Here is an 18,547-nt window from a genome sequence, read left to right as displayed (position 1 = left end):
CGCTTGACAAGAGGAGGATTACCCCAACTCTTATGCAATCTCTATGCCAGTTAATCGGCTTTGGATTTGTCTTGGCCCACCGCTTGCTGCTGCAAGAAACTCCACAAAGCCTGCACCACCGTTTTCTGGCTGTCTTTGCCAGTGGGCTTCTCCCGGTAAGCCAGCACATCCATTGGCAGCTGAAACTTGGTGGTGCCTTCGGGCAATGCACTCACCAAGCGCCCAGACGCCAGCTCATTGCGTACCGCGCTGTATGGCAAGAACGCGATGCCATGACCTTCAATAGCCATCGCCTTGAGCCCTTCAGCCATATCGGTTTCATACACACGCTCCAGATGGACGGGCATGTCCGCCTCTTTGAGCAGCAGTTCCGTCAAGCGCCCCAAATAGGCTCCAGGGCCATACGCCAAGAAAGGCAAGGTGGCACCCGCCGATCCCGGCAGCATGAACATGGGCTTGCCTTTCGCATCGGGCTTGGCATAAGGCGCTAGCAGCTCTTCACCCAAACGCACCATTTCATAGCGCGAGGTGTCCAGCTGGAAAGGCTGTGAACTGTGGTGATAGGCAATCAGCAAATCACATCCGCCCTCCACCAGGCGCATGACGGCGTCATGCACGTTCAATGCAATCAAGCGGCTTTTGAAAGAGCCAAACTGCTCCTGCACCTGAGATACCCATGCGGGAAAGAACGTAAAAGCCAGCGTGTGGGGCACGGCAAAACCCACCATGCCCTTGTCGCTGCTTGAGTGGGCGCGCAACATCGAACGTGTGCTTTGCAGCGACTGCAGCATCTCCAGCGCCTGGTCGTACATGGTCTTGCCCGCCGACGTCAGCCGGGTGGGGTAAGAGCTGCGATCGACCAGATCGGTACCCGCCCATGCTTCCAGCGCCTGAATACGGCGCGAAAAAGCGGGCTGGGTGACATGGCGCAGTTGAGCGGAGCGGCTGAAGCTGCGCGTTTCAGCCAGACTGACAAAGTCTTCAAGCCATTTTGTTTCCATACTGCAGATTATCGCCTTGCCGCAGCCTGACACCTTGGGATGTTCCGCATAGTCAGCGCAAGCAAATGCTTCAATAATGTTTGGTGGGTTCTGGCACACATCCGTGCTAGCTCTCAACATCCGGCTGGCGTGCACAACACCGACCACACCGGAATCGACATTGGGCGTTGGGTGACCCCCAAGCAGTTGGCGCTTCACACGCCTGCACGCCTGATCACTTGCTTAGCTTTTGTTTCCGATTCCGCGACATGCCCGAACCTACATCCAGCCCGGCTTCCAAGGCCGAAGGCTCTCAAGAGCCGCGTTCCCTGCGCATTGAAGATTGGCTCACCGTCATCATCATGGCCTTGCTGGCCTTGATCACCTTTGGCAATGTACTGGTGCGCTACTTCACCGATGCATCTTTTGCATGGACGGAGGAGTTCTCTATCTTCCTCATGATCTTGCTGGCCATGGTGGCAGGCAGCGCCGCCGTAGCGCGCGATCAGCACATCCGCATTGAATTTCTGACCAGCCGTGGCAGTTCTGCACGAAAAAAGGCACTCGCCCTTTTGGGGTCTACATCCGTAGCGCTTCTGTTCATGCTGATTGCCGTTTTGAGCGCGCGCATGGTCTGGGACGACTGGCGCTATGAAGAGACCTCCCCCGGTATTGGTGTGCCGCAGTGGTGGTATTCCATCTGGCTGCCCATTTGCTCACTGGCCATCACTGCGCGTGCCGTGGGTCTGTTCATGCGGCAAACCAAGCCCGGCGCATTTGAAGGCGAGACCATCGACGCCAGCGACAAGGAGCAAGCATGATCGCCACGCTGCTCTTTGTCGCCTTTCTGGTTCTGATGTTTCTGGGCGTGCCAATTGGCGCAGCCCTGGGTCTGGCGGGTGCTGCATGCATTGCGCTGGCCAATATGGATGCGCAGTGGTTCGGCCTGCTGGCAGTGCCACAGAATTTGTATGCCGGTCTGGGCAAATACCCACTGCTGGCCATTCCCATGTTTGTGCTGGTGGGCTCCATCTTTGACCGCTCTGGCGTGGCCGCACGGCTGGTGAACTTTGCCATCGCCATCGTGGGGCGCGGCCCCGGCATGCTGCCACTGGTCGCCATTGTGGTGGCCATGTTTCTGGGGGGTATTTCAGGCTCCGGCCCCGCCAATGCTGCCGCCGTCGGCGGCGTGATGATTGCAGCCATGTACCGTGCCGGCTACCCCGGTAGCTTCTCCGCCAGCGTGGTGGGGGCTGCGGCTGCCACCGACATTCTGATTCCACCCTCTGTGGCCTTCATCATTTACTCGGTGCTGGTGCCCGGGGCCTCGGTGCCTGCACTGTTTGCCGCAGGCATGATTCCCGGCATCTTGGCGGGCATTGCCTTGATTGTTCCAGCCGTATGGATGGCGCGCAAACACAAGATGGGCCATCTGGAAGCCGCCCTGCCCCGTCCTGAGTTATGGAAAAGCTTCAAACAAGCCATCTGGGGTCTGGCTGCCCCGATCTTGATTTTGGGTGGCATGCGCGCGGGCTGGTTCACCCCTACCGAGGCGGCGGTAGTCGCTGTGTTCTACGGACTGTTTGTTGGCATGGTGATTCACCGCACGATTGGCGTGCGCGATCTGTTTCCCATTCTGCGTGAGGCTGGCGAGCTGTCGGCCGTCATCATGCTGGTGGTGGCGCTGGCGGGAATTTTTGCCTTCTCGCTGTCCACGCTGGGGGTGATTGACCCAGTGGCCAAGGCCATCGTCAACTCTGGCCTGGGTGAGTATGGCGTGCTGATGCTGCTGATCTTGCTGCTGATCACCGTGGGCATGTTTCTGGACGGCATCTCCATCTTCCTGATCTTTGTGCCGCTGCTGCTGCCCATCATGAACCACTACAACTGGGACCCCGTGTGGTTTGGCGTGATCCTGACATTGAAGGTGGCACTGGGCCAGTTCACCCCCCCGCTGGCCGTGAACCTGATGGTGTCTTGCCGAATCGCCAACGTGCGCATGGAAAGCACCATCCGCTGGGTGATACCCATGCTGATTGCCATGTTCGGCGTCATGCTGCTGGTCATTGCCTTTCCGCAACTGGCCCTGTGGCTGCCTGCCAAGCTGGGCTACTGATTTCCCCCGAGTGCTTGACAACTTAAACCCAAAGAGGAGACACACCATGAAACTTCGCACCTTCTTGAGCGCCACCGCCGCTGCGGCCACCTTGCTGAGCATGGGCCTGCCCGTAGCCCACGCCCAAGCCAAGTACAAAGAGGAATACCGCCTGTCCGTCGTACTGGGCACCGCTTTTCCCTGGGGCAAGGGCGCAGAAATCTGGGCCAATAAAGTACGCGAGCGCACCGAAGGACGTATCAACATCAAGCTGTACCCCGGCACTTCGCTGGTACAGGGCGATCAGACGCGCGAGTTCAGCGCCATTCGCCAGGGCGTGATCGACATGGCCGTAGGCTCTACCATCAACTGGTCGCCCCAGGTCAAAGCACTGAATCTGTTTTCGCTGCCCTTCCTGTTCCCGGACTACGCTGCGGTCGATGCCGTGGTGCAAGGCCAGGTAGGCCAAGAAATTTTCAAGACCATCGACAAAGCAGGCGTGCTGCCTTTGGCTTGGGGCGAAAACGGTTACCGTGAAATTTCCAACTCCAAACACGTCATCAGCAAGCCTGAAGACTTGAAGGGCCTGAAGATCCGCGTGGTGGGCTCCCCCCTGTTCCTTGACACCTTCACGGCACTTGGCGCCAACCCCACCCAAATGAGCTGGGCCGATGCACAGCCCGCCATGGCCAGCGGTGCGGTCGACGGCCAGGAAAATCCTGTGTCGGTGTACATGGCTGCCAAGCTGAGCACCGTGGGCCAAAAGTACATGACGCTGTGGGGCTACATGAATGACCCGCTGATCTATGTCGTGAACAAAGACGTATGGAACAGCTGGACCCCCGCAGACCGCGCCATCGTCAAACAGGCCGCACTGGATGCCGCCAAAGAGCAGATCGCCATATCCCGCAAGGGCATGAGTGAAGCCGACAAGCCGCTGGTCAAAGAAATCACCGCACAGGGCGTGACCGTAACTGACCTGAGCGCTGCACAGCGCAAAGTGTTCGCCGATGCCACCCGCAGCGTGTACACCAAGTGGAAACCACAGATTGGCACCAACCTGGTCGACATGGCTGAAAAGGCGATTGCCGAGCGCAAGAAGTAATTCACAGAGGCGGCACACCCACACGCGCATGCCAACGTAAAAAAGCGCCCTTGCCCAATTGCTTGGCCAAGGGCGCTTTTCATTTCACGTTGACCGTCAGCGCACTGTGCCTGTGACACATGCTCGCAAAAAGCAGTGGCAGATGCGCTTTGCGCTGCAGCAACCGGAATATTTTCTGAACATCAGCTGCCCGCCTGACGAGCCATTAATACCGCGCCAAGGGCTAGCGCTGCCGGAACCGTCTGGATAAAGAAAATCTTTTTCGATGCGGTCAATGCACCATAGGCCCCCGCCACCATGATGCAGACGAGAAAGAAGATTTTGAACAGCTGCCCCTGATCCCCCAGCAGCAAGCCTGTCATAAGACCTGCGGCCAGAAACCCGTTGTAGAGGCCTTGGTTGGCCGCAAGCACTTTCGTCTGCTGTGCAAACTCCTGCGTCATGCCAAAGGCTCGTCGCCCTTGTGGCTGGGTCCACAGAAACATTTCCAGCACCAGAATGTAGATGTGCAGCAAGGCAACGGCAGCAACAACAATATTGGCAAACACCTGCATATACGTCTCCAGTTGAGATGAAAAGCCCCTTGCCATGGTTCACGCATGGCATCAAAGACACATGCATGGCGCCATTGAAGGCAGGCAACCTGAAATCTTGAGCATGCATTTACACACAAAAGATTACCAGTAGCACTTGTCACGCAAGCGCCCGCCGTGCATTGAACGGAAACAGCCATTACACAGGGCGGAGCGAGTTTTTCTTATCTGCTCATGCCGCTTGAATCAACGGATCATCGCCCATCAGCAACTGCAGCTGGCGTGCGGCTTCATGCCCTTCACCCAAGAGCAGCACATGGCGCAGCCCCTGAATGATGTTCTGTGCAAAGCCCAGATCATTCATGAGTGAACTGGCGGTGAAGCTGTCCAGCAAACCTCCACGAATGGATGCGAACAAATGTTTGCGAAACTGCGTATCAAAAGCTGCAATGCGCTCATCCAGGGCCTGCAACTGAAGTGTCCATTCGGCTTCCGGGGTGTCCGATACGCTCAGTACGTGCATATCCTTGAGTGTCTGCAGCATGTGCATGCGCAACTCCAGATAGCTGCTGCGTGCAGCAGAGTCATCCGGGCCTTGCAAGTATTTGTGCATGTTGCGCTGCAGCCTGTGTGCATCTTTCACCGCCTCAACCAGCTGAAAAGCTGCAACCTGGCTGTTGTGCCAGAAGTCTTGCTGCGCCCCATCCAGAGGCTGAACCATGCTGCCCATGAACTCCAGCAAGTCGGCGTACACCCCTTTGATGTGCGTTTTATAAAGTACATCGGCATTGATGGCTTGCTGCTGCAGGCGGCTGCGCAAATCCGCATCCTCTCGCACCAGCTCATCACGCATATTGGCTGGTGCGTACAAGGCATGTGCCACCACCTCCAGCCCCAAGCGCCCCATGTGCTGCAGCTCTTTGGACACTGCGCTGCATGCGCTCTCTACGGTTTGCAACGATGCAGGCTGCAGGTAGCGCGCGCGTGTGATCTGCGTGGCTTGCTCGGTGTGCGTGGCGATCAAGACTGCGGGCTCTTGCGGGTCAGGCATCCAGCGCAACAAAGCCCGTGCCAGCTGGCCCTGCAAGGGCCAGAAAAACAGCACGCCCATGACGTTAAACAGGGTATGGAACATGGCCAGCTGAATGAGCTTGTTCTCGCCCATGCCCATCCAGCCCGTTGCTTGCAAGACCAGCCACGTCATGGGAGAGAGCAGGAAAAAGGCAATCACCGCCGTGGTGCAGTTGAACACCACGTGCGCCACTGCCAGCCGTTGCCCGCTGCGCGCACTGCCGATCATGCCCATCACCCCGGTCGAGACGGCCGAGCCTACGTTAGAGCCAATCGCAATGGCCAGCGCCTGTGACAGCTCCAGCTGCTGGTTGGCCAATGCAGCCAAAGTCAGCATCAAAGTGGCATGGCTGGACTGCAGCACCACGGTAATCAAGGTACCGATACCGATAAACAGCAGCGCCCCCTTGATGCCTTCTGCGCTGTAGCGGTCCAGTTGCAAATCACCAAAGCTGGAAAAGCCCTCCTTGATCTCATCGATCCCCAGAAAGATCAGCGAGATACCAAGCAAAAAGCGGCCTATTGCCTTGCCTTTATCGCCTGCAAAACCCAGCAAGACACCAAACACCAGCAGCGGCATTGCCAGTGGTGCCATGCTCAGGTTTTGTCCTGCCATAGCCAGCAGCCAGATGCCGCTGGTAGCCCCCAGGTTGGCACCAAAGAGCACTGAAATACTGCCCGCCAGGCTGATCAGCCCCGTACTGAGAAAAGCAATCGTCAGCAGCGAAACCAGGGTGCTGGACTGCAGCACAAAGGTAGCCGCTGTACCAAACAGCAAGCCTTTGAACGGCGTAGCAGTGCTGGTGGACAGCCAGCCTTCCAGCTTGCTGCCTGCCAAACTTTTCAGGCCTTGCTCCAGGTTCTGCATACCGAACAAAAACAGGGCCAGGCCTGCACACAGCACCAGCCAGCCGGAGCTATACCAGAACGACCATGCCAGGGCCGCAAAAGCCAGCACGATCAAAGAATGTTTCGAATAGACGGGACTGATCACGCCACACCTCTGCAAATTATTGGTTTTAAAGGCCTGAGTCTTGCACCCAGGCCGCGCCTCTCCCGCGTGTGGCGTGGCGCACAGGCTTGCAGTGTATGACGACTGTTTTTGCTATACAGGCGTCACCAGGGGTTGTCCGGAGAAATGTCGCTGTGCATTGTTCAAAAACAAATCCACAGTGGCCTGCACAGCCTCGGGCGACCAGCCTGCCACGTGCGGAGTCAGCACCACGTTCTCCAGCTCCAGCAGTTGTGCTGGCGGCAGAGGCTCACTTTCGTACACATCCAGCCCGGCACCAGCGAGCTTGCCGGTGCGCAATGCCTGTGCCAGCGCGGCTGTGTCAATCACAGAACCACGCGCAATGTTCACCACATAGCCCTGTGGGCCCAAAGCCTGCAGCACCTGTGCGTTGACCAGATGCTTGGTGGCTGCGCCCCCTGGTGTGGCCACCACCAGCACATCTGCCCACTGCGCCAGCTCCAGCACGCTGGCAAAGTAGCTGTAGCCCACACCGTCTTTGGGCTTGCGGTTGTGATAGCCAATGGGCATATCAAACGCCTGCGCACGGCGGGCAATTTTCTGGCCAATGGTCCCCATGCCCAGAATGCCCAGGCGTTTGCCCGAAACGTTGGGGGGCAAAGGAATGTCGTTGCGCCACGTACCTTGCCGCGTGAGCTTGTCCAGATGCACGATGCCGCGCACAGCGGCAATCACCAGGCCAAATGCATGGTCTGCCACGCAGCTGTCATTGGTGCCCGCACCATTGCTGACTGCAATGCCGCGCGACTGGGCATGGGCGAGGTCAATATTTTCATAGCCAGCACCCAGCGCCCCCACCATGCGCAGCTGAGGCATGGCATCCATTTGTGCAGCACTCAAGCCAATTGCACCAATCGTCAGCACCACATGAATGCGCCCACCGTCTTGCGCAATAGCCTGCGCTGCTTGCTGCGAATCGGGCGCATAAATCACCTCATAGGACGCAGCAAGCTGGGCACGGTGCGCCTCAGACAAAACATTCAGGATCAATAAAACCGGCTTAGAGGCAGACATGGCAATGCATCTCACAAACTATAAAAGTGGGGGAAATTATTAAGCGTCAGAGCTTTGCTGCAGGGCCCACATTTCGGCATACCGCCCACCTTGGCCCAGCAATGCCGCATGCGTGCCTCGCTCAATGATCTGGCCTGCGTCCATCACCAAAATCTCATGGGCATCGACCACCGTAGACAAGCGGTGCGCAATCACCAGTGTGGTTTTGCCCGCTGCTGCGCTGGCCAGCTCCTGCTGAATGGCGCGCTCGGTTTCACTGTCGAGTGCCGAGGTGGCCTCATCAAAAATCATAATCGGAGGGTTCTTGAGCAACGTGCGCGCAATGGCCACACGCTGCTTTTCGCCACCTGACAGCTTCAGCCCCCGCTCACCCACCTTGGTGGCATAGCCTTGCGGCGTGGACATGATGAAATCGTGAATGCGCGCTGCTTTGGCGGCAGCCTCCACCTGGGCCTGCGTTGCACCTGCACGCCCATAGGCAATGTTGTAGGCCACGGTGTCATTGAACAGCACCGTGTCTTGCGGCACGATGCCAATTGCTTTGCGCACGCTGTCTTGCGTTACCTGCCGAATGTCCTGCCCGGCAATGCTGATGTGACCGCCCTGCACGTCATAAAACCGGTACAGCAGACGGGCCAGCGTACTCTTGCCCGCTCCCGAAGCGCCAACCACGGCCACAGTCTTGCCCGCCGGGATACGAAAACTCAGTCCTCTCAAAATCGCACGTGCAGGCTCATACGCGAAATACACGTTGTCAAAACACACATCTGGCTGACCATGTAACTGCAGCGGCTGCGCGCCAGGGGCATCGGCCACTTCGCGCTCTTTATCCATCAGCGAGAACATGCGCGACAGATCCGCCATGCTCTGCTTGATCTCGCGGTACAGGGTGCCCAGGAAATTCAGCGGAATGTACAGCTGAATCATGAAGGCGTTCACCATGACAAAGTCACCCAGCGTCAGCTCGCCGGCCACCACCCCTTGCGTGGCGCGCCACAGCATTGCCACCAAAGCGGTGGCAATGATCAGCTGCTGCCCGCCATTGAGCAAACTGAGCGTGCGCTGGCTTTTCAAACGCACCGTGCGCAGTGCCTGCAGGTTCTCGTCGTAACGATGGGCCTCAAAATCTTCGTTGTTGAAGTATTTGACCGTTTCGTAGTTCAGCAATGCATCGACGGCCTTGGTGTGCGCAGCGGAGTCCTGTGCGTTCGCCTCACGGCGGTACTGCGTGCGCCATTCCGTCACTTTCACGGTGAACGTGATGTAGCACACCAGCGCCACGGCCGTAATCGCTGCAAAGCCCACATCAAAGGTGAACGCCAAAATGCCCAGCACCAAGGCCATTTCAATCAGCGTGGGCAAGATGCTGTAGAGCGAATACGACACCAGTGATTCGGTGCTGCGCACGCCACGCTCAATATCGCGCGTCATGCCGCCGGTCTGACGCTCCAGGTGAAAGCGCAGGCTCAAGGCATGCAGGTGGCGAAAGGTCTCCAGCGCAATCGAGCGTGTGGCCCCTTGCGTGGCTTTGGAAAAGACCAGGTCGCGCAGCTCCGAAAACATGGAAGTAGAAAACCGCAAAACACCATACGCCAGCAGCAGCCCCACCGGCACCACCAGCAGGGCAGCGGGGTCAGTGGCTTTAACGTTGAGTGCATCTACCAGTTGCTTGAGCAGCAGCGGCACTCCCACATTGGCGACCTTGGCACCCACCATGAAAAGCAGTGCGGCAAGCACACGCCATTTGTACTCCCACAAATAAGGCATAAGTCGGCGCAAGGCCGACCACTCAGCGGCATTAGCCACGTTGGAAGCTGAGGGTTGTGGAGAAGCTATTTCGCCGCTACGTCGCATGGGGGACAATTCCGAGCTGTTTTTGTACTCAGATTGTCACCCATGCCCCGTTCACCCGTACTGCCCAGCGTTGCCCTGCCCACCGACAAAGAGTTGGTGCTCAAGGTTGTGCCTATGCCTGGAGACTGCAACGCCAACGGTGACATCTTTGGTGGCTGGGTGATGTCGCAGGTGGACTTGGCAGGTTGTGTGCTGGCCATGCGGCTGGCAGGAGGTAACCGCATGGCCACCGTGGCTGTGAAGGAATTTATCTTCAAGCAACCCGTGCGCGTGGGCGATGTGCTGTCGTTTTACTCCTGCGTGACACGCGTGGGGCGCACCTCCGTCACTGTAGATGTCGAGGTGTTTGCCGAGCGCATGACACACCAGGGCGAGTTCGTCAAAGTGACCGAGGCCGTCCTGACCTATGTGGCCATTGATGCGCAGGGCCAATCGCGCCCCTTGAACCTGCCCGCAGAAGAGCGCACCCCGGCCTGATGCCATCTTGGCCCTTCAGTAAAAAAGCCTGAGCGCGTTCTGCACTCAGGCTTTTTTTATGGCCGCACCGCTGAAATCAGGCTGCTGCAGCCACCGTTTGTGTTCCAACCGGCTTGAGCGCGCTGCTGCCTGGTTTTTCCGCACGGTTGTGCACACCCACCTCAATTTCACCGGAAAGCTGGCCGCCTTCTTCAATCACAATTTTTCCGTAACGGATTTTACCGCTGACCTTGCCTGTGCTGTGAATGACCAGCTTCTGGCGCACCGTGAGCGAGCCTGTGAACTCACCATGGATCTCGGCAATATCGATCTCTGCCGAACCATGAAAAGCGCCTTGCTGCGTAATCTGAATCACGCGCGAGTCCATGGTGGCTTCCACTGTGCCTTCCACCACCAAGGTATCGCAATCCGTGATCTCGACGCCCTTGAGCTTGATATTGGGCCCTACGGTCAGCTTGCTGCCGCCATGTTCTGTGGTTGCCGCCTGCTGCTCTGGCACATGGCTGCTGGTATCCACCGGGCGGGCACCCACTGCGTCACTGCTGCTGGATGCTGCAGGGGTTGATTGCAAGGTACTGCTGGTTGCGCTCAGGCCGCCGGGCGTAGTCGTGGTGCGGGTGGAAAATGTCTGTGGTTCACGCTTGGTAAAAAAGGGACTGTTCACGGCCATGCTTGCTCCTGATAGAAAGTCTTGAGCTTAGGAATGGTCTGCGGATACTTTTTCCCTCGTTTCGCAACAAGCGTAAGCAAAGACTACGGCTGTGGCGTCTGCTTACGCGTGTTGCCTGCACATACAAGACGTACAGGTACTCAGCGCCACCCAAGTGGCAGATGCTTGCCCTCAAGACGTGATGTAAGCGGCCATGCCCACTGCCAGCATCTCGCCCTCTTCACTCAAAAAATCCATGCGTGTGGTTGCCACGCGCGAGCCCAGCCGCAGCACTTCGGCTCGCACCAAAAAGCGCTCTCCAATGCCCGGGCGCATGTAGTCCACGCGCAAGTCAATGGTGCCCAGTCTGGCAAACCGCTCGGTGCGCTTCATCACGGGCTCGTCCATGTGTTTGGCGCCAATGGCGGCCATCACCGCCACCCCGGCCATGGCATCCAGCGCCGCACTGATAGCACCGCCATGAATGCGGTTGTACGTGGCGTGCCCTACCAGGTGCGGCTGCATCTCCATGCGGGCCGTTACCGTGGTGGCATTGGCGCTCTGCAGCTTGAGGCCAAGCACTTTGTTGAAGCTCACAAACTCTTCCGTCAAATGCTGGAGCACGGCCATGAACTCAGGCTCAAATTGCAGCACTGCCGCATCGGTTTTGGTAGATGGCATAGACATTCAGAAAAAAAAGAGAGCTACCTTCGCTTTAAATTCAATAGTTTCAGATAGTTTTCTATCTGAAAACCAATGTACATAAGCGCTAACAGCTCTTATTTATGAAACTCCGCGAGCAACCCACACATCCAAAGGATTGCGTCTGCAGCTGCGGTTCTATGCAGAGCCTTCGCACCACACAGCGTTCGATACAAGCGCAACGTCAGCTGCGACTGCTGCAGTCAGCCAGCCTCGTTGCACGCAAGCTCCTGCCCACTTTGCGGTGCGGCAGGCTGCGCCTGCCTTCTGACTTCAGCAGTTGCGCAAGTCAGGCTTGCGTTTTTAGTGGAAGACCACACCTTCGCTTCGCTCTATGACCGATACAAGATCGGCCTAGATTTCAGCACTTGCTGAAATCAGGTTTTCTCTTCTAACGAAAACGCTCGCCCACTTTGCAGTGCGGCAGGCTGCGCCTGCCTTCTGACTTCAGCAGTTGCGGAAGTCAGGCTTGCGTTTTTCCATAAAAGCGGTGAATGCTTCGCGGGCAGCGGGCTGGGTCAGCATGCGACCAAAACTTTGGCCTTCTTCGGCCATTTGTGCCTTGATGGCATCGCGCTGGCCGCCCTTCATCAGTCGCTTGGTTTCCACCAGGGCTGACAAGGGTTTGGCCGCCAGCTTGGCCGCCTGTGCCTGGGCCACGCCATTGACTTCAGTGGGTGGCACTACGCGGTTGACCAGACCTACTTCCAGCGCTGCTTCGGCCATGAAAGGCTCGCCCAGCAACAGGGCTTCTGCGGCACGCTGGTAGCCCATCAAGCGGGGCAGCAGCAGGCTGGATGCGGCTTCAGGACACAGCCCCAGATTTACGAAAGGCACAGAGAAAGCCGCGTTGTCGCCGGCATAAACCAGGTCGCAATGCAGCAGCATGGTGGTGCCAATGCCCACAGCCGGGCCAGCAACGGCGGCAATCAGTGGCTTGGGGAAATCAGCCAATGCATGCAAGAACTGAAACACCGGGCTTTGCTGGGGCAGGCCATCGCCAGCGCCTTGGCGCGACAAAAAGTCACCAATGTCATTGCCTGCGCTGAACACGGTGGCATCGCCTTGCAGCACCACCACGCGCACAGCGTCATCGGTGGCAGCGCTGGTCAACGCGGCTGCCATTGCGCCATACATGGCCTGGGTGATGGAGTTTTTCTTATCGACACGATTGAGTGTGACGGTGCGCACACCGGCTTCGGTGTGTACCAGGATGTCTTGGGTAGCGGTATCTGTCATGGGTTTTCCTGCAAAAAATTCAACACAAAGGCCGTGCTGCGCCGAGACGAGGTCAATACACCACGTCTAGGGCGTGCAACCACGGCACCTTACTCTTTGTAATAAACGATTTGATGGCTGGTTGCCAGCAAGCTGCCTTCGCTGTCCCACAGCTGGGCGGTCTGGTCAAAGTAACCATTGCGAAAGGCCTGCGCGCTGGCCTGGGCCAGCAGGTGCTTGTCGCCCTGCTTGGTCAGCTGCTCACTGCTGGCATGGAAATATACGGTCATCCCGACGGTGCCCGCAGGAACCCGGCGGGCACGGCGCAGCCAGACACGGGGGAAAAACACATCTGACAAGGCGGTCAGTGCGGGAAAGTCCAGCGCGCGCGCAGGCTCGTCGCGCACCCACAGCTGGGAAATGCTTTCGTGCCCGCTGTCATCCCAGGTTTTAGGGATTGCGCCCTGCACCACGCGCATGTCGTAACGCTGCAGCCATTCCATGGCGCCGCGCGTGTCAAAGCGCTCGCAGCTTTGTGGATCAGGCATGGCCGGATGCGCAATGTCATCAAGGCTGAATGTCTCTCGGCGCACGGCGGTAATCACCGTTGCCGTGGTGGACACCACCAGCTCGCCTTGCGCATTGCGTTGCCCCATCAGCACCGTCCAGTGCTGGGTTGAGCGATTGGTTCGCACAGGAGTGGCTTCAATGCGCACATCCCCCGCCTCAACAGGCCCCGCGAAATTGACGGTGATGGATAACGGATCGCCCAGCACCTGGGGGTGCTGCAGTACCGCTTGCAGCATCTGCGCTGCGGTGATGCCGCCGTACGGCCCCACCATGTTCCAGTAGGCTGCAGGTGCCTGGGTGTGCACACTGCCATCGTGCTGGGGCGTCATGCGCAAAGCAGCATCCAGAGGATGTATATCCGTGACAGTCATGTCCTTGTGGGAGTCTTGCGGGGCGCTCATATCATGAAATCTCCGAGAAAAGCTCACCTTGCCCTGGCTGCTTGGAAGCTGCCAAGGCGCTACGTTCTATCTTAGAGAATGTAGTGCCATGGCCCGCAGGTGGCTGACCCTTAGGTGTCATCTGTGTAGTGCCATCCAGCCAGCGCTCCAGCACCGACAAGGCGCGGGGCCACAGCGAGCGCTCCATCTCTGCGCGGAAAAATCCAAAATGGCCAATGCGCCGCAGCGGGGTGTCCAGCATGCGCAAGCGCTCAATACTTTGCGGACAATTGCGGTACCAGCTGACCAGCGAAGCGGTGGAGCGCCACGACATCATTTCGTCATCCTCCATCGAAAATGCATGCAAGGGGTAACGCGCTGCGGCGTAGGCCTTGCGCAAGGGCTCGCCTTCTACCCCGATTCCGTAATTGGGGTGCATGCACCACTTGCGCCATTGCCAGATTACGCCAGCGGGCAAATCGCCCACCAGGCCCCATTTCTTGCCGGGCATGCAGCCGCACACACTGGTGATCAACGGCGCAATCCCCCACCACCACAGCAAGACTTTGCGCCGCGTGGGTGGTGCGTTATCACGCCAGTAACCGCTGCCACTGGCAATACAGAGCAAACCATCAATGGGCAGGGGGGGTGCATTCATGCCGGGCAGCTGTGCCCCTACGCTGTGCCCAATCCAGTACAAAGGCACGCTGGGCGACTGGATGCGCAAATGCGTTGCGACGGCCGCGCAGTCCGCAGCCCAATCCATAAGATTGACTTTGGCCTGGCGCAAAGGGCCATGCAAAGACTCGGCATGCCCCCGGTAATCAAACGTAGTGACGGCATAGCCATGGGCCGCCAGCCACTGAGAAAATGCGGTGTAAAACCGCTGCGGTACGCCGATGGCTGCGGCCACCACCACCTGACCCCGCACCCGGATATCTACAGGCAGGCACTGCCGCAGGGCCAGTGGCCCTGCGGCAGTGCCTGCAACCTCTAATGTTGACGCTTGCCAGCGCACCTTTACCCCTTGGCCCGCTGTAGCGTCGTGCATGGCTTAAACCCGTTCGAAAATACCAGCAGCGCCCTGACCTGTGCCTACGCACATGGTGACCATGCCGTACTTGAGGTTGTGGCGGCGCAGGGCGTGCACCACCGTAGCGGCACGAATGGCACCTGTGGCCCCCAATGGGTGGCCCAGCGCAATCGCGCCTCCCATGGGGTTTACTTTGGCGGGGTCAAGACCCAAGGTGTTCATCACCGCCAGTGACTGAGCGGCAAAGGCTTCGTTCAGTTCAAACCAGTCAATGTCCTGGTGGTTAATGCCGGCATAACGCAGCGCAGCAGGAATGGCTTCAATGGGGCCAATGCCCATGATCTCTGGCGGCACACCGCGTGCGGCAAAGCTTACAAAACGCGCCAGCGGGGTCAGCCCAAACTGCTTGACAGCTTTTTCACTGGCCAAAATCAATGCACCTGCGCCATCGCTGGTTTGTGACGAATTACCGGCTGTGACCGATCCGCGTGCCGCAAACACCGGGCGCAGTTTGCCCAAGGCTTCCAGCGTGGTGCCTGGACGCGGGCCTTCATCCAGGCTCACAGTGCGTGTCTTGGTCATCACTTCACCAGTGGCCAGATTGGGCATGCGATCGATGATGTCAAACGGTGTGATTTCGTTGGTGAACTCACCCGCCTGCTGCGCCTTGACGGCGCGCAGGTGCGACTCCAGCGCAAACGCATCTTGCTGCTCGCGGCTGATCTTCCACTGCTGCGCCACCTTCTCTGCGGTCAGCCCCATGCCATAGGCAATGCCCACGTTTTCATCGCGTGCAAACACCTCGGGGTTGAACGATGGCTTGTTGCCGCCCATGGGCACCATGCTCATGGATTCAGCACCACCAGCGATCAGCACGTCGGCCTCACCCACACGAATGCGGTCAGCGGCCATCTGAATGGCAGACACACCCGATGCGCAAAAGCGGTTCACCGTGATACCGCCAATGGGGTGATCAAACGCCAGCCCCACAGCGATACGCGCCATGTTCATGCCCTGCTCTCCCTCTGGGAAAGAGCAACCGATGATGGCGTCTTCGATTGCCTTCGGGTCCAGCGTCGGCACTTGCAGCATGGCCGATTTCATCGCGGCCACCAGCAAATCATCGGGACGGGTATTTTTAAAGTAACCGCGGCCAGAACGACCAATAGGGGTGCGTGTTGCGGCAACGATGTACGCGTCTTGTACTTGTTTCATGACCAAATTCCTTGGTTGTCTCTTCGCTCTTTAAGCTGTTACGGGGCTTCTCACACTGTGCGCAGCGCATGCCAGCAGTCAGCGCACAAGGGCCACCCCGCAGCGTTGCTGGCGCCCCCCGTCCCGCGAAGCGAGAGAAGGGGGAAGGCGCGCAGCGACTCAGTGGGGTGCTTCAATTTCGAACAGGTTTGCCCGTGTTGAGCATGCCCAAAATACGTTCATGCGTTTTGGGCTGGCCAATCAGATGACAGAAAACTTTGCGCTCCATGGCCAGCAGGTACTCCTCGGTGACCAGGGAACCTGCGTCCACCTCGCCACCGCAGACCACCTCCGCAATCATGGCTGCGATCTTGAAGTCATAGGCGCTGATAAAGCCGCCATCACGCATATTCACCAGCTGCGCCTTGATGGTGGCAATACCGCTGCGCCCCGCCACAGGGAAAGCGCGCTTGATGGGGGCGCGCCAGCCGCCCGTGGCCATGGCCTTGGCTTCGTTGATGGCCACAAACAGCACTTCGTCCTTGTGCGGCACGATGATGTCGCTGTCCAGCAAAAAGCCCAGCTTGCGCGACTCGATCGCACTGGTACCCACCTTGGCCATGGCCGCAGCGGTAAAGCCTTCGGTCAGGAAAGGCAGCACATCTTTGCTGGTGGAGCTGGCCATGTTCTCTGCAGCGCGGCGCGCAATATAGGTCAGGCCACCGGCACCAGGCACCAGCCCTACGCCCACCTCAACCAACCCGATATAGCTTTCCATGTGTGCCACGCGGCGAGCCGAATACACGGCCAGCTCACAGCCACCTCCCAGTGCCATGCCATTAATGGCCGCAACCACCGGTACTTGCGCATAACGGATGCGCATCATCATGGCCTGCAGCTCTGACTCGATGCTATCGATCGCATCAGCACCACCGACCAGGAAGGCGGGCATGGTGGCTTCCAGGTCAGCACCCACGCTGAACGGCGCATCGCCCGACCAGATCACCATGCCCTGAAAGTCTTGCTCGGCGGTATCCACCGCTTCAACCAGGCCTTCCATGACTTCCGGGCTGATGGCATGCATCTTGTTTTTGATGCTGGCAATCAAGATTTCACCGTCCAGCGTCCAGGTGCGCAGAGCTTTGGATTCGAACAGCGTCGTGCCTGCTGTCTTCCAGTCGGGCAAGCTGGTTTCACCCAGCAGTTTTTCAGGGAACAGCTGGCGTTCATATACGGGCAGCACGCGGCGGGCCACAAACTTGCCCAGCGCGGGGCTCCAGGAACCTTCACCCGTGTGCACGCCACCGGCGGCAGCCACCGGGCCTTCAAACACCCACTTGGGCAAAGGTGCTTTGGACAGAGCCTTGCCTGCGTCGATGTCTTCCTGAATCATCTTCGCAACGTCCAGCCAGCCTGCTTCTTGCCACAGCTCGAACGGACCTTGCTTCATGCCAAAGCCCCAGCGCATGGCCTGGTCCACATCGCGGGCGGAATCGGCAATGCTCTCCAGGTGCACAGCAGCATAGTGAAAGCTGTTGCGCAAAATGGCCCACAGGAACTGGCCGGGCGCGCCTTCTGCATTGCGCAGCAGCTTCAGTCGCTCGGCAGCAGGCTTTTTGAGCATGCGCGCATACACCTCATCGGCCTTTTGGCCGCCGGGAATGTAGTCCTCGCTGTCCAGCTCAAACTGCAAAATGTCACGGCCTACTTTTTTGTAGAAACCGGCCTTGGTCTTTTGCCCCAGATTGCCCAGCTCCAGCAACTTCTTCAACACGGGCGGTGTGCCAAAGCTGTCGTAGAAGGGATCGGTCTCGGCGCTCAAGGTGTCTTGCAGCGTCTTGATGACGTGGGCCATGGTGTCCAGACCCACCACATCTGCGGTACGGAAGGTGCCCGACGATGCACGACCGAGCTTTTTGCCAGTCAAGTCGTCCACCACGTCGAACGTCAGGCCAAAGTTTTCGACCTCCTTCATTGTCGTCAGCATGCCGGCAATGCCGATGCGGTTGGCGATGAAGTTGGGCGTGTCTTTAGCGCGCACCACCCCCTTGCCCAGGCCGCTGGTGACAAAAGCCTCCAGTTGGTCCAGCACTTCGGGGTTGGTAGTGGGCGTGTTGATCAGCTCCACCAGCGGCATATAGCGTGGCGGGTTGAAGAAGTGAATGCCACAGAAACGCGGCTTGATGGCTTCAGGCAGCGCTTCAGACAGCTTGGTAATGGACAGACCCGAAGTGTTCGATGCCACCAGCGCGTGCTTGGCAACAAACGGCGCGATCTTGGTGTACAGGTCCAGCTTCCAGTCCATGCGCTCGGCAATCGCCTCAATGATGAGGTCACAGCCCTTGAGCAGCTTGAGGTGTTCCTCGTAGTTCGCGGGCTGGATCAAGTCCGCGTCTTCCGCCACGCCGATGGGCGATGGCTTGAGCTTTTTCAGATTGGCAATCGCCTTTTCAGCGATGGCACTTTTAGCGCCTTCCTTGGCTGGCAGGTCAAACAAAATGACCGGCACTTTGACGTTCACCAGATGCGCAGCAATTTGCGCACCCATCACGCCAGCGCCCAGCACGGCGACTTTCTTCACATTGAATCGGGACATGAGAATGTTCCATTGAATGCTGCCCATAGGCCTGCATGACGCC

General features: G+C 58.4%; 16 protein-coding genes. 4 read left to right on the top strand and 12 right to left on the bottom strand.

Annotation, left to right across the window (positions count from 1 at the left end):
* Positions 1 to 50 precede the first annotated feature (50 nt).
* Positions 51 to 1,001 (bottom strand): LysR substrate-binding domain-containing protein, encoded by a 951-nt coding sequence (locus tag H9646_RS07655; RefSeq protein ID WP_191722749.1) that lies wholly within the window; start codon positions 999 to 1,001, stop codon positions 51 to 53.
* Between the two features lie 248 nt (positions 1,002 to 1,249).
* On the opposite strand from H9646_RS07655, the gene H9646_RS07650 reads away from it, so the two are divergent.
* Genes H9646_RS07650 through H9646_RS07640 form a run of 3 tightly spaced genes read left to right on the top strand, consistent with a single transcriptional unit; the run spans position 1,250 to position 4,180 of the window.
* Positions 1,250 to 1,801 (top strand): TRAP transporter small permease, encoded by a 552-nt coding sequence (locus tag H9646_RS07650; RefSeq protein WP_191722748.1) that lies wholly within the window; start codon positions 1,250 to 1,252, stop codon positions 1,799 to 1,801.
* Entirely contained in the window at positions 1,798 to 3,096 is a 1,299-nt protein-coding gene (locus H9646_RS07645; protein WP_191722747.1) for a TRAP transporter large permease, read from the top strand. Before H9646_RS07650 ends, H9646_RS07645 begins: the two co-directional genes overlap by 4 nt.
* Positions 3,097 to 3,142: 46 nt before the next feature.
* Positions 3,143 to 4,180 (top strand): DctP family TRAP transporter solute-binding subunit, encoded by a 1,038-nt coding sequence (locus tag H9646_RS07640; RefSeq protein WP_191722746.1) that lies wholly within the window; start codon positions 3,143 to 3,145, stop codon positions 4,178 to 4,180.
* Between the two features lie 182 nt (positions 4,181 to 4,362).
* Here H9646_RS07640 and H9646_RS07635 read toward each other — a convergent pair whose 3' ends face one another.
* From H9646_RS07635 to H9646_RS07620, 4 genes are all read right to left on the bottom strand, one after another.
* A complete protein-coding gene (locus H9646_RS07635) occupies positions 4,363 to 4,734 on the bottom strand; it encodes a DUF1304 domain-containing protein (protein WP_191722745.1) in 372 nt (123 codons plus the stop codon).
* 211 nt (positions 4,735 to 4,945) lie between these two features.
* Positions 4,946 to 6,778 carry a Na/Pi cotransporter family protein gene (locus tag H9646_RS07630; protein WP_318244909.1) on the bottom strand — a complete coding sequence of 611 codons (1,833 nt, stop codon included), beginning with the start codon at positions 6,776 to 6,778 and terminating at the stop codon, positions 4,946 to 4,948.
* 111 nt (positions 6,779 to 6,889) lie between these two features.
* Entirely contained in the window at positions 6,890 to 7,831 is a 942-nt protein-coding gene (locus tag H9646_RS07625) for a 2-hydroxyacid dehydrogenase (RefSeq protein WP_191722744.1), read from the bottom strand.
* 39 nt (positions 7,832 to 7,870) lie between these two features.
* Positions 7,871 to 9,685, bottom strand: a complete 1,815-nt coding sequence (locus H9646_RS07620; RefSeq protein ID WP_191722743.1) for an ABCB family ABC transporter ATP-binding protein/permease — start codon at positions 9,683 to 9,685, stop codon at positions 7,871 to 7,873.
* Positions 9,686 to 9,727: 42 nt separating this feature from the next.
* Here H9646_RS07620 and H9646_RS07615 point away from each other — a divergent pair, with 42 nt between their 5' ends.
* Positions 9,728 to 10,162: an acyl-CoA thioesterase gene (locus H9646_RS07615; RefSeq protein WP_191722742.1), complete on the top strand. Its 435-nt coding sequence runs from the start codon at positions 9,728 to 9,730 to the stop codon at positions 10,160 to 10,162.
* Positions 10,163 to 10,238: 76 nt separating this feature from the next.
* On the opposite strand, the gene H9646_RS07610 is transcribed toward H9646_RS07615, so the two are convergent.
* From H9646_RS07610 to H9646_RS07580, 7 genes are all read right to left on the bottom strand, one after another.
* Entirely contained in the window at positions 10,239 to 10,832 is a 594-nt protein-coding gene (locus tag H9646_RS07610; protein ID WP_191722741.1) for a bactofilin family protein, read from the bottom strand.
* A 171-nt stretch (positions 10,833 to 11,003) separates the two neighbouring features.
* A complete protein-coding gene (locus H9646_RS07605; protein WP_370551139.1) occupies positions 11,004 to 11,492 on the bottom strand; it encodes a thioesterase family protein in 489 nt (162 codons plus the stop codon).
* 468 nt (positions 11,493 to 11,960) lie between these two features.
* Positions 11,961 to 12,752, bottom strand: coding sequence for an enoyl-CoA hydratase (locus tag H9646_RS07600; protein ID WP_191722739.1), 792 nt, complete (start codon positions 12,750 to 12,752; stop codon positions 11,961 to 11,963).
* Positions 12,753 to 12,841: 89 nt separating this feature from the next.
* On the bottom strand, positions 12,842 to 13,702 hold the full coding sequence (locus tag H9646_RS07595) for an acyl-CoA thioesterase (RefSeq protein WP_225214037.1): 861 nt from the start codon (positions 13,700 to 13,702) through the stop codon (positions 12,842 to 12,844).
* A gap of 1 nt (position 13,703) precedes the next feature.
* A complete protein-coding gene (locus H9646_RS07590) occupies positions 13,704 to 14,732 on the bottom strand; it encodes an alpha/beta hydrolase family protein (protein ID WP_191722738.1) in 1,029 nt (342 codons plus the stop codon).
* A 3-nt stretch (positions 14,733 to 14,735) separates the two neighbouring features.
* Positions 14,736 to 15,929, bottom strand: a complete 1,194-nt coding sequence (locus tag H9646_RS07585) for an acetyl-CoA C-acyltransferase (RefSeq protein WP_191722737.1) — start codon at positions 15,927 to 15,929, stop codon at positions 14,736 to 14,738.
* Positions 15,930 to 16,101: 172 nt separating this feature from the next.
* The gene (locus tag H9646_RS07580) at positions 16,102 to 18,504 is read right to left on the bottom strand and encodes a 3-hydroxyacyl-CoA dehydrogenase/enoyl-CoA hydratase family protein (protein ID WP_191722736.1); all 2,403 of its coding nucleotides are present in this window, start codon (positions 18,502 to 18,504) and stop codon (positions 16,102 to 16,104) included.
* Between the last annotated feature and the right edge of the window lie 43 nt (positions 18,505 to 18,547).

It is taken from the genome of Comamonas avium, from assembly GCF_014836675.1.
GTDB classification, from domain to species: Bacteria; Pseudomonadota; Gammaproteobacteria; order Burkholderiales; family Burkholderiaceae_C; genus Comamonas; species Comamonas avium.
This window is presented reverse-complemented; position numbering and strand designations above follow the sequence as displayed.

Excerpts from the sequence above, each read along its gene's own strand:
- H9646_RS07655 (WP_191722749.1), bottom strand. The coding sequence starts at position 1,001 with ATGGAAACAAAATGGCTTGAAGACTTTGTCAGTCTGGCTGAAACGCGC.
- H9646_RS07650 (WP_191722748.1), top strand. The coding sequence starts at position 1,250 with ATGCCCGAACCTACATCCAGCCCGGCTTCCAAGGCCGAAGGCTCTCAA.
- H9646_RS07645 (WP_191722747.1), top strand. The coding sequence starts at position 1,798 with ATGATCGCCACGCTGCTCTTTGTCGCCTTTCTGGTTCTGATGTTTCTG.
- H9646_RS07640 (WP_191722746.1), top strand. The coding sequence starts at position 3,143 with ATGAAACTTCGCACCTTCTTGAGCGCCACCGCCGCTGCGGCCACCTTG.
- H9646_RS07635 (WP_191722745.1), bottom strand. The coding sequence starts at position 4,734 with ATGCAGGTGTTTGCCAATATTGTTGTTGCTGCCGTTGCCTTGCTGCAC.
- H9646_RS07625 (WP_191722744.1), bottom strand. The coding sequence starts at position 7,831 with ATGTCTGCCTCTAAGCCGGTTTTATTGATCCTGAATGTTTTGTCTGAG.
- H9646_RS07620 (WP_191722743.1), bottom strand. The coding sequence starts at position 9,685 with ATGCGACGTAGCGGCGAAATAGCTTCTCCACAACCCTCAGCTTCCAAC.
- H9646_RS07615 (WP_191722742.1), top strand. The coding sequence starts at position 9,728 with ATGCCCCGTTCACCCGTACTGCCCAGCGTTGCCCTGCCCACCGACAAA.
- H9646_RS07610 (WP_191722741.1), bottom strand. The coding sequence starts at position 10,832 with ATGGCCGTGAACAGTCCCTTTTTTACCAAGCGTGAACCACAGACATTT.
- H9646_RS07605 (WP_370551139.1), bottom strand. The coding sequence starts at position 11,492 with ATGCCATCTACCAAAACCGATGCGGCAGTGCTGCAATTTGAGCCTGAG.
- H9646_RS07600 (WP_191722739.1), bottom strand. The coding sequence starts at position 12,752 with ATGACAGATACCGCTACCCAAGACATCCTGGTACACACCGAAGCCGGT.
- H9646_RS07595 (WP_225214037.1), bottom strand. The coding sequence starts at position 13,702 with ATGAGCGCCCCGCAAGACTCCCACAAGGACATGACTGTCACGGATATA.
- H9646_RS07590 (WP_191722738.1), bottom strand. The coding sequence starts at position 14,732 with ATGCACGACGCTACAGCGGGCCAAGGGGTAAAGGTGCGCTGGCAAGCG.
- H9646_RS07585 (WP_191722737.1), bottom strand. The coding sequence starts at position 15,929 with ATGAAACAAGTACAAGACGCGTACATCGTTGCCGCAACACGCACCCCT.
- H9646_RS07580 (WP_191722736.1), bottom strand. The coding sequence starts at position 18,504 with ATGTCCCGATTCAATGTGAAGAAAGTCGCCGTGCTGGGCGCTGGCGTG.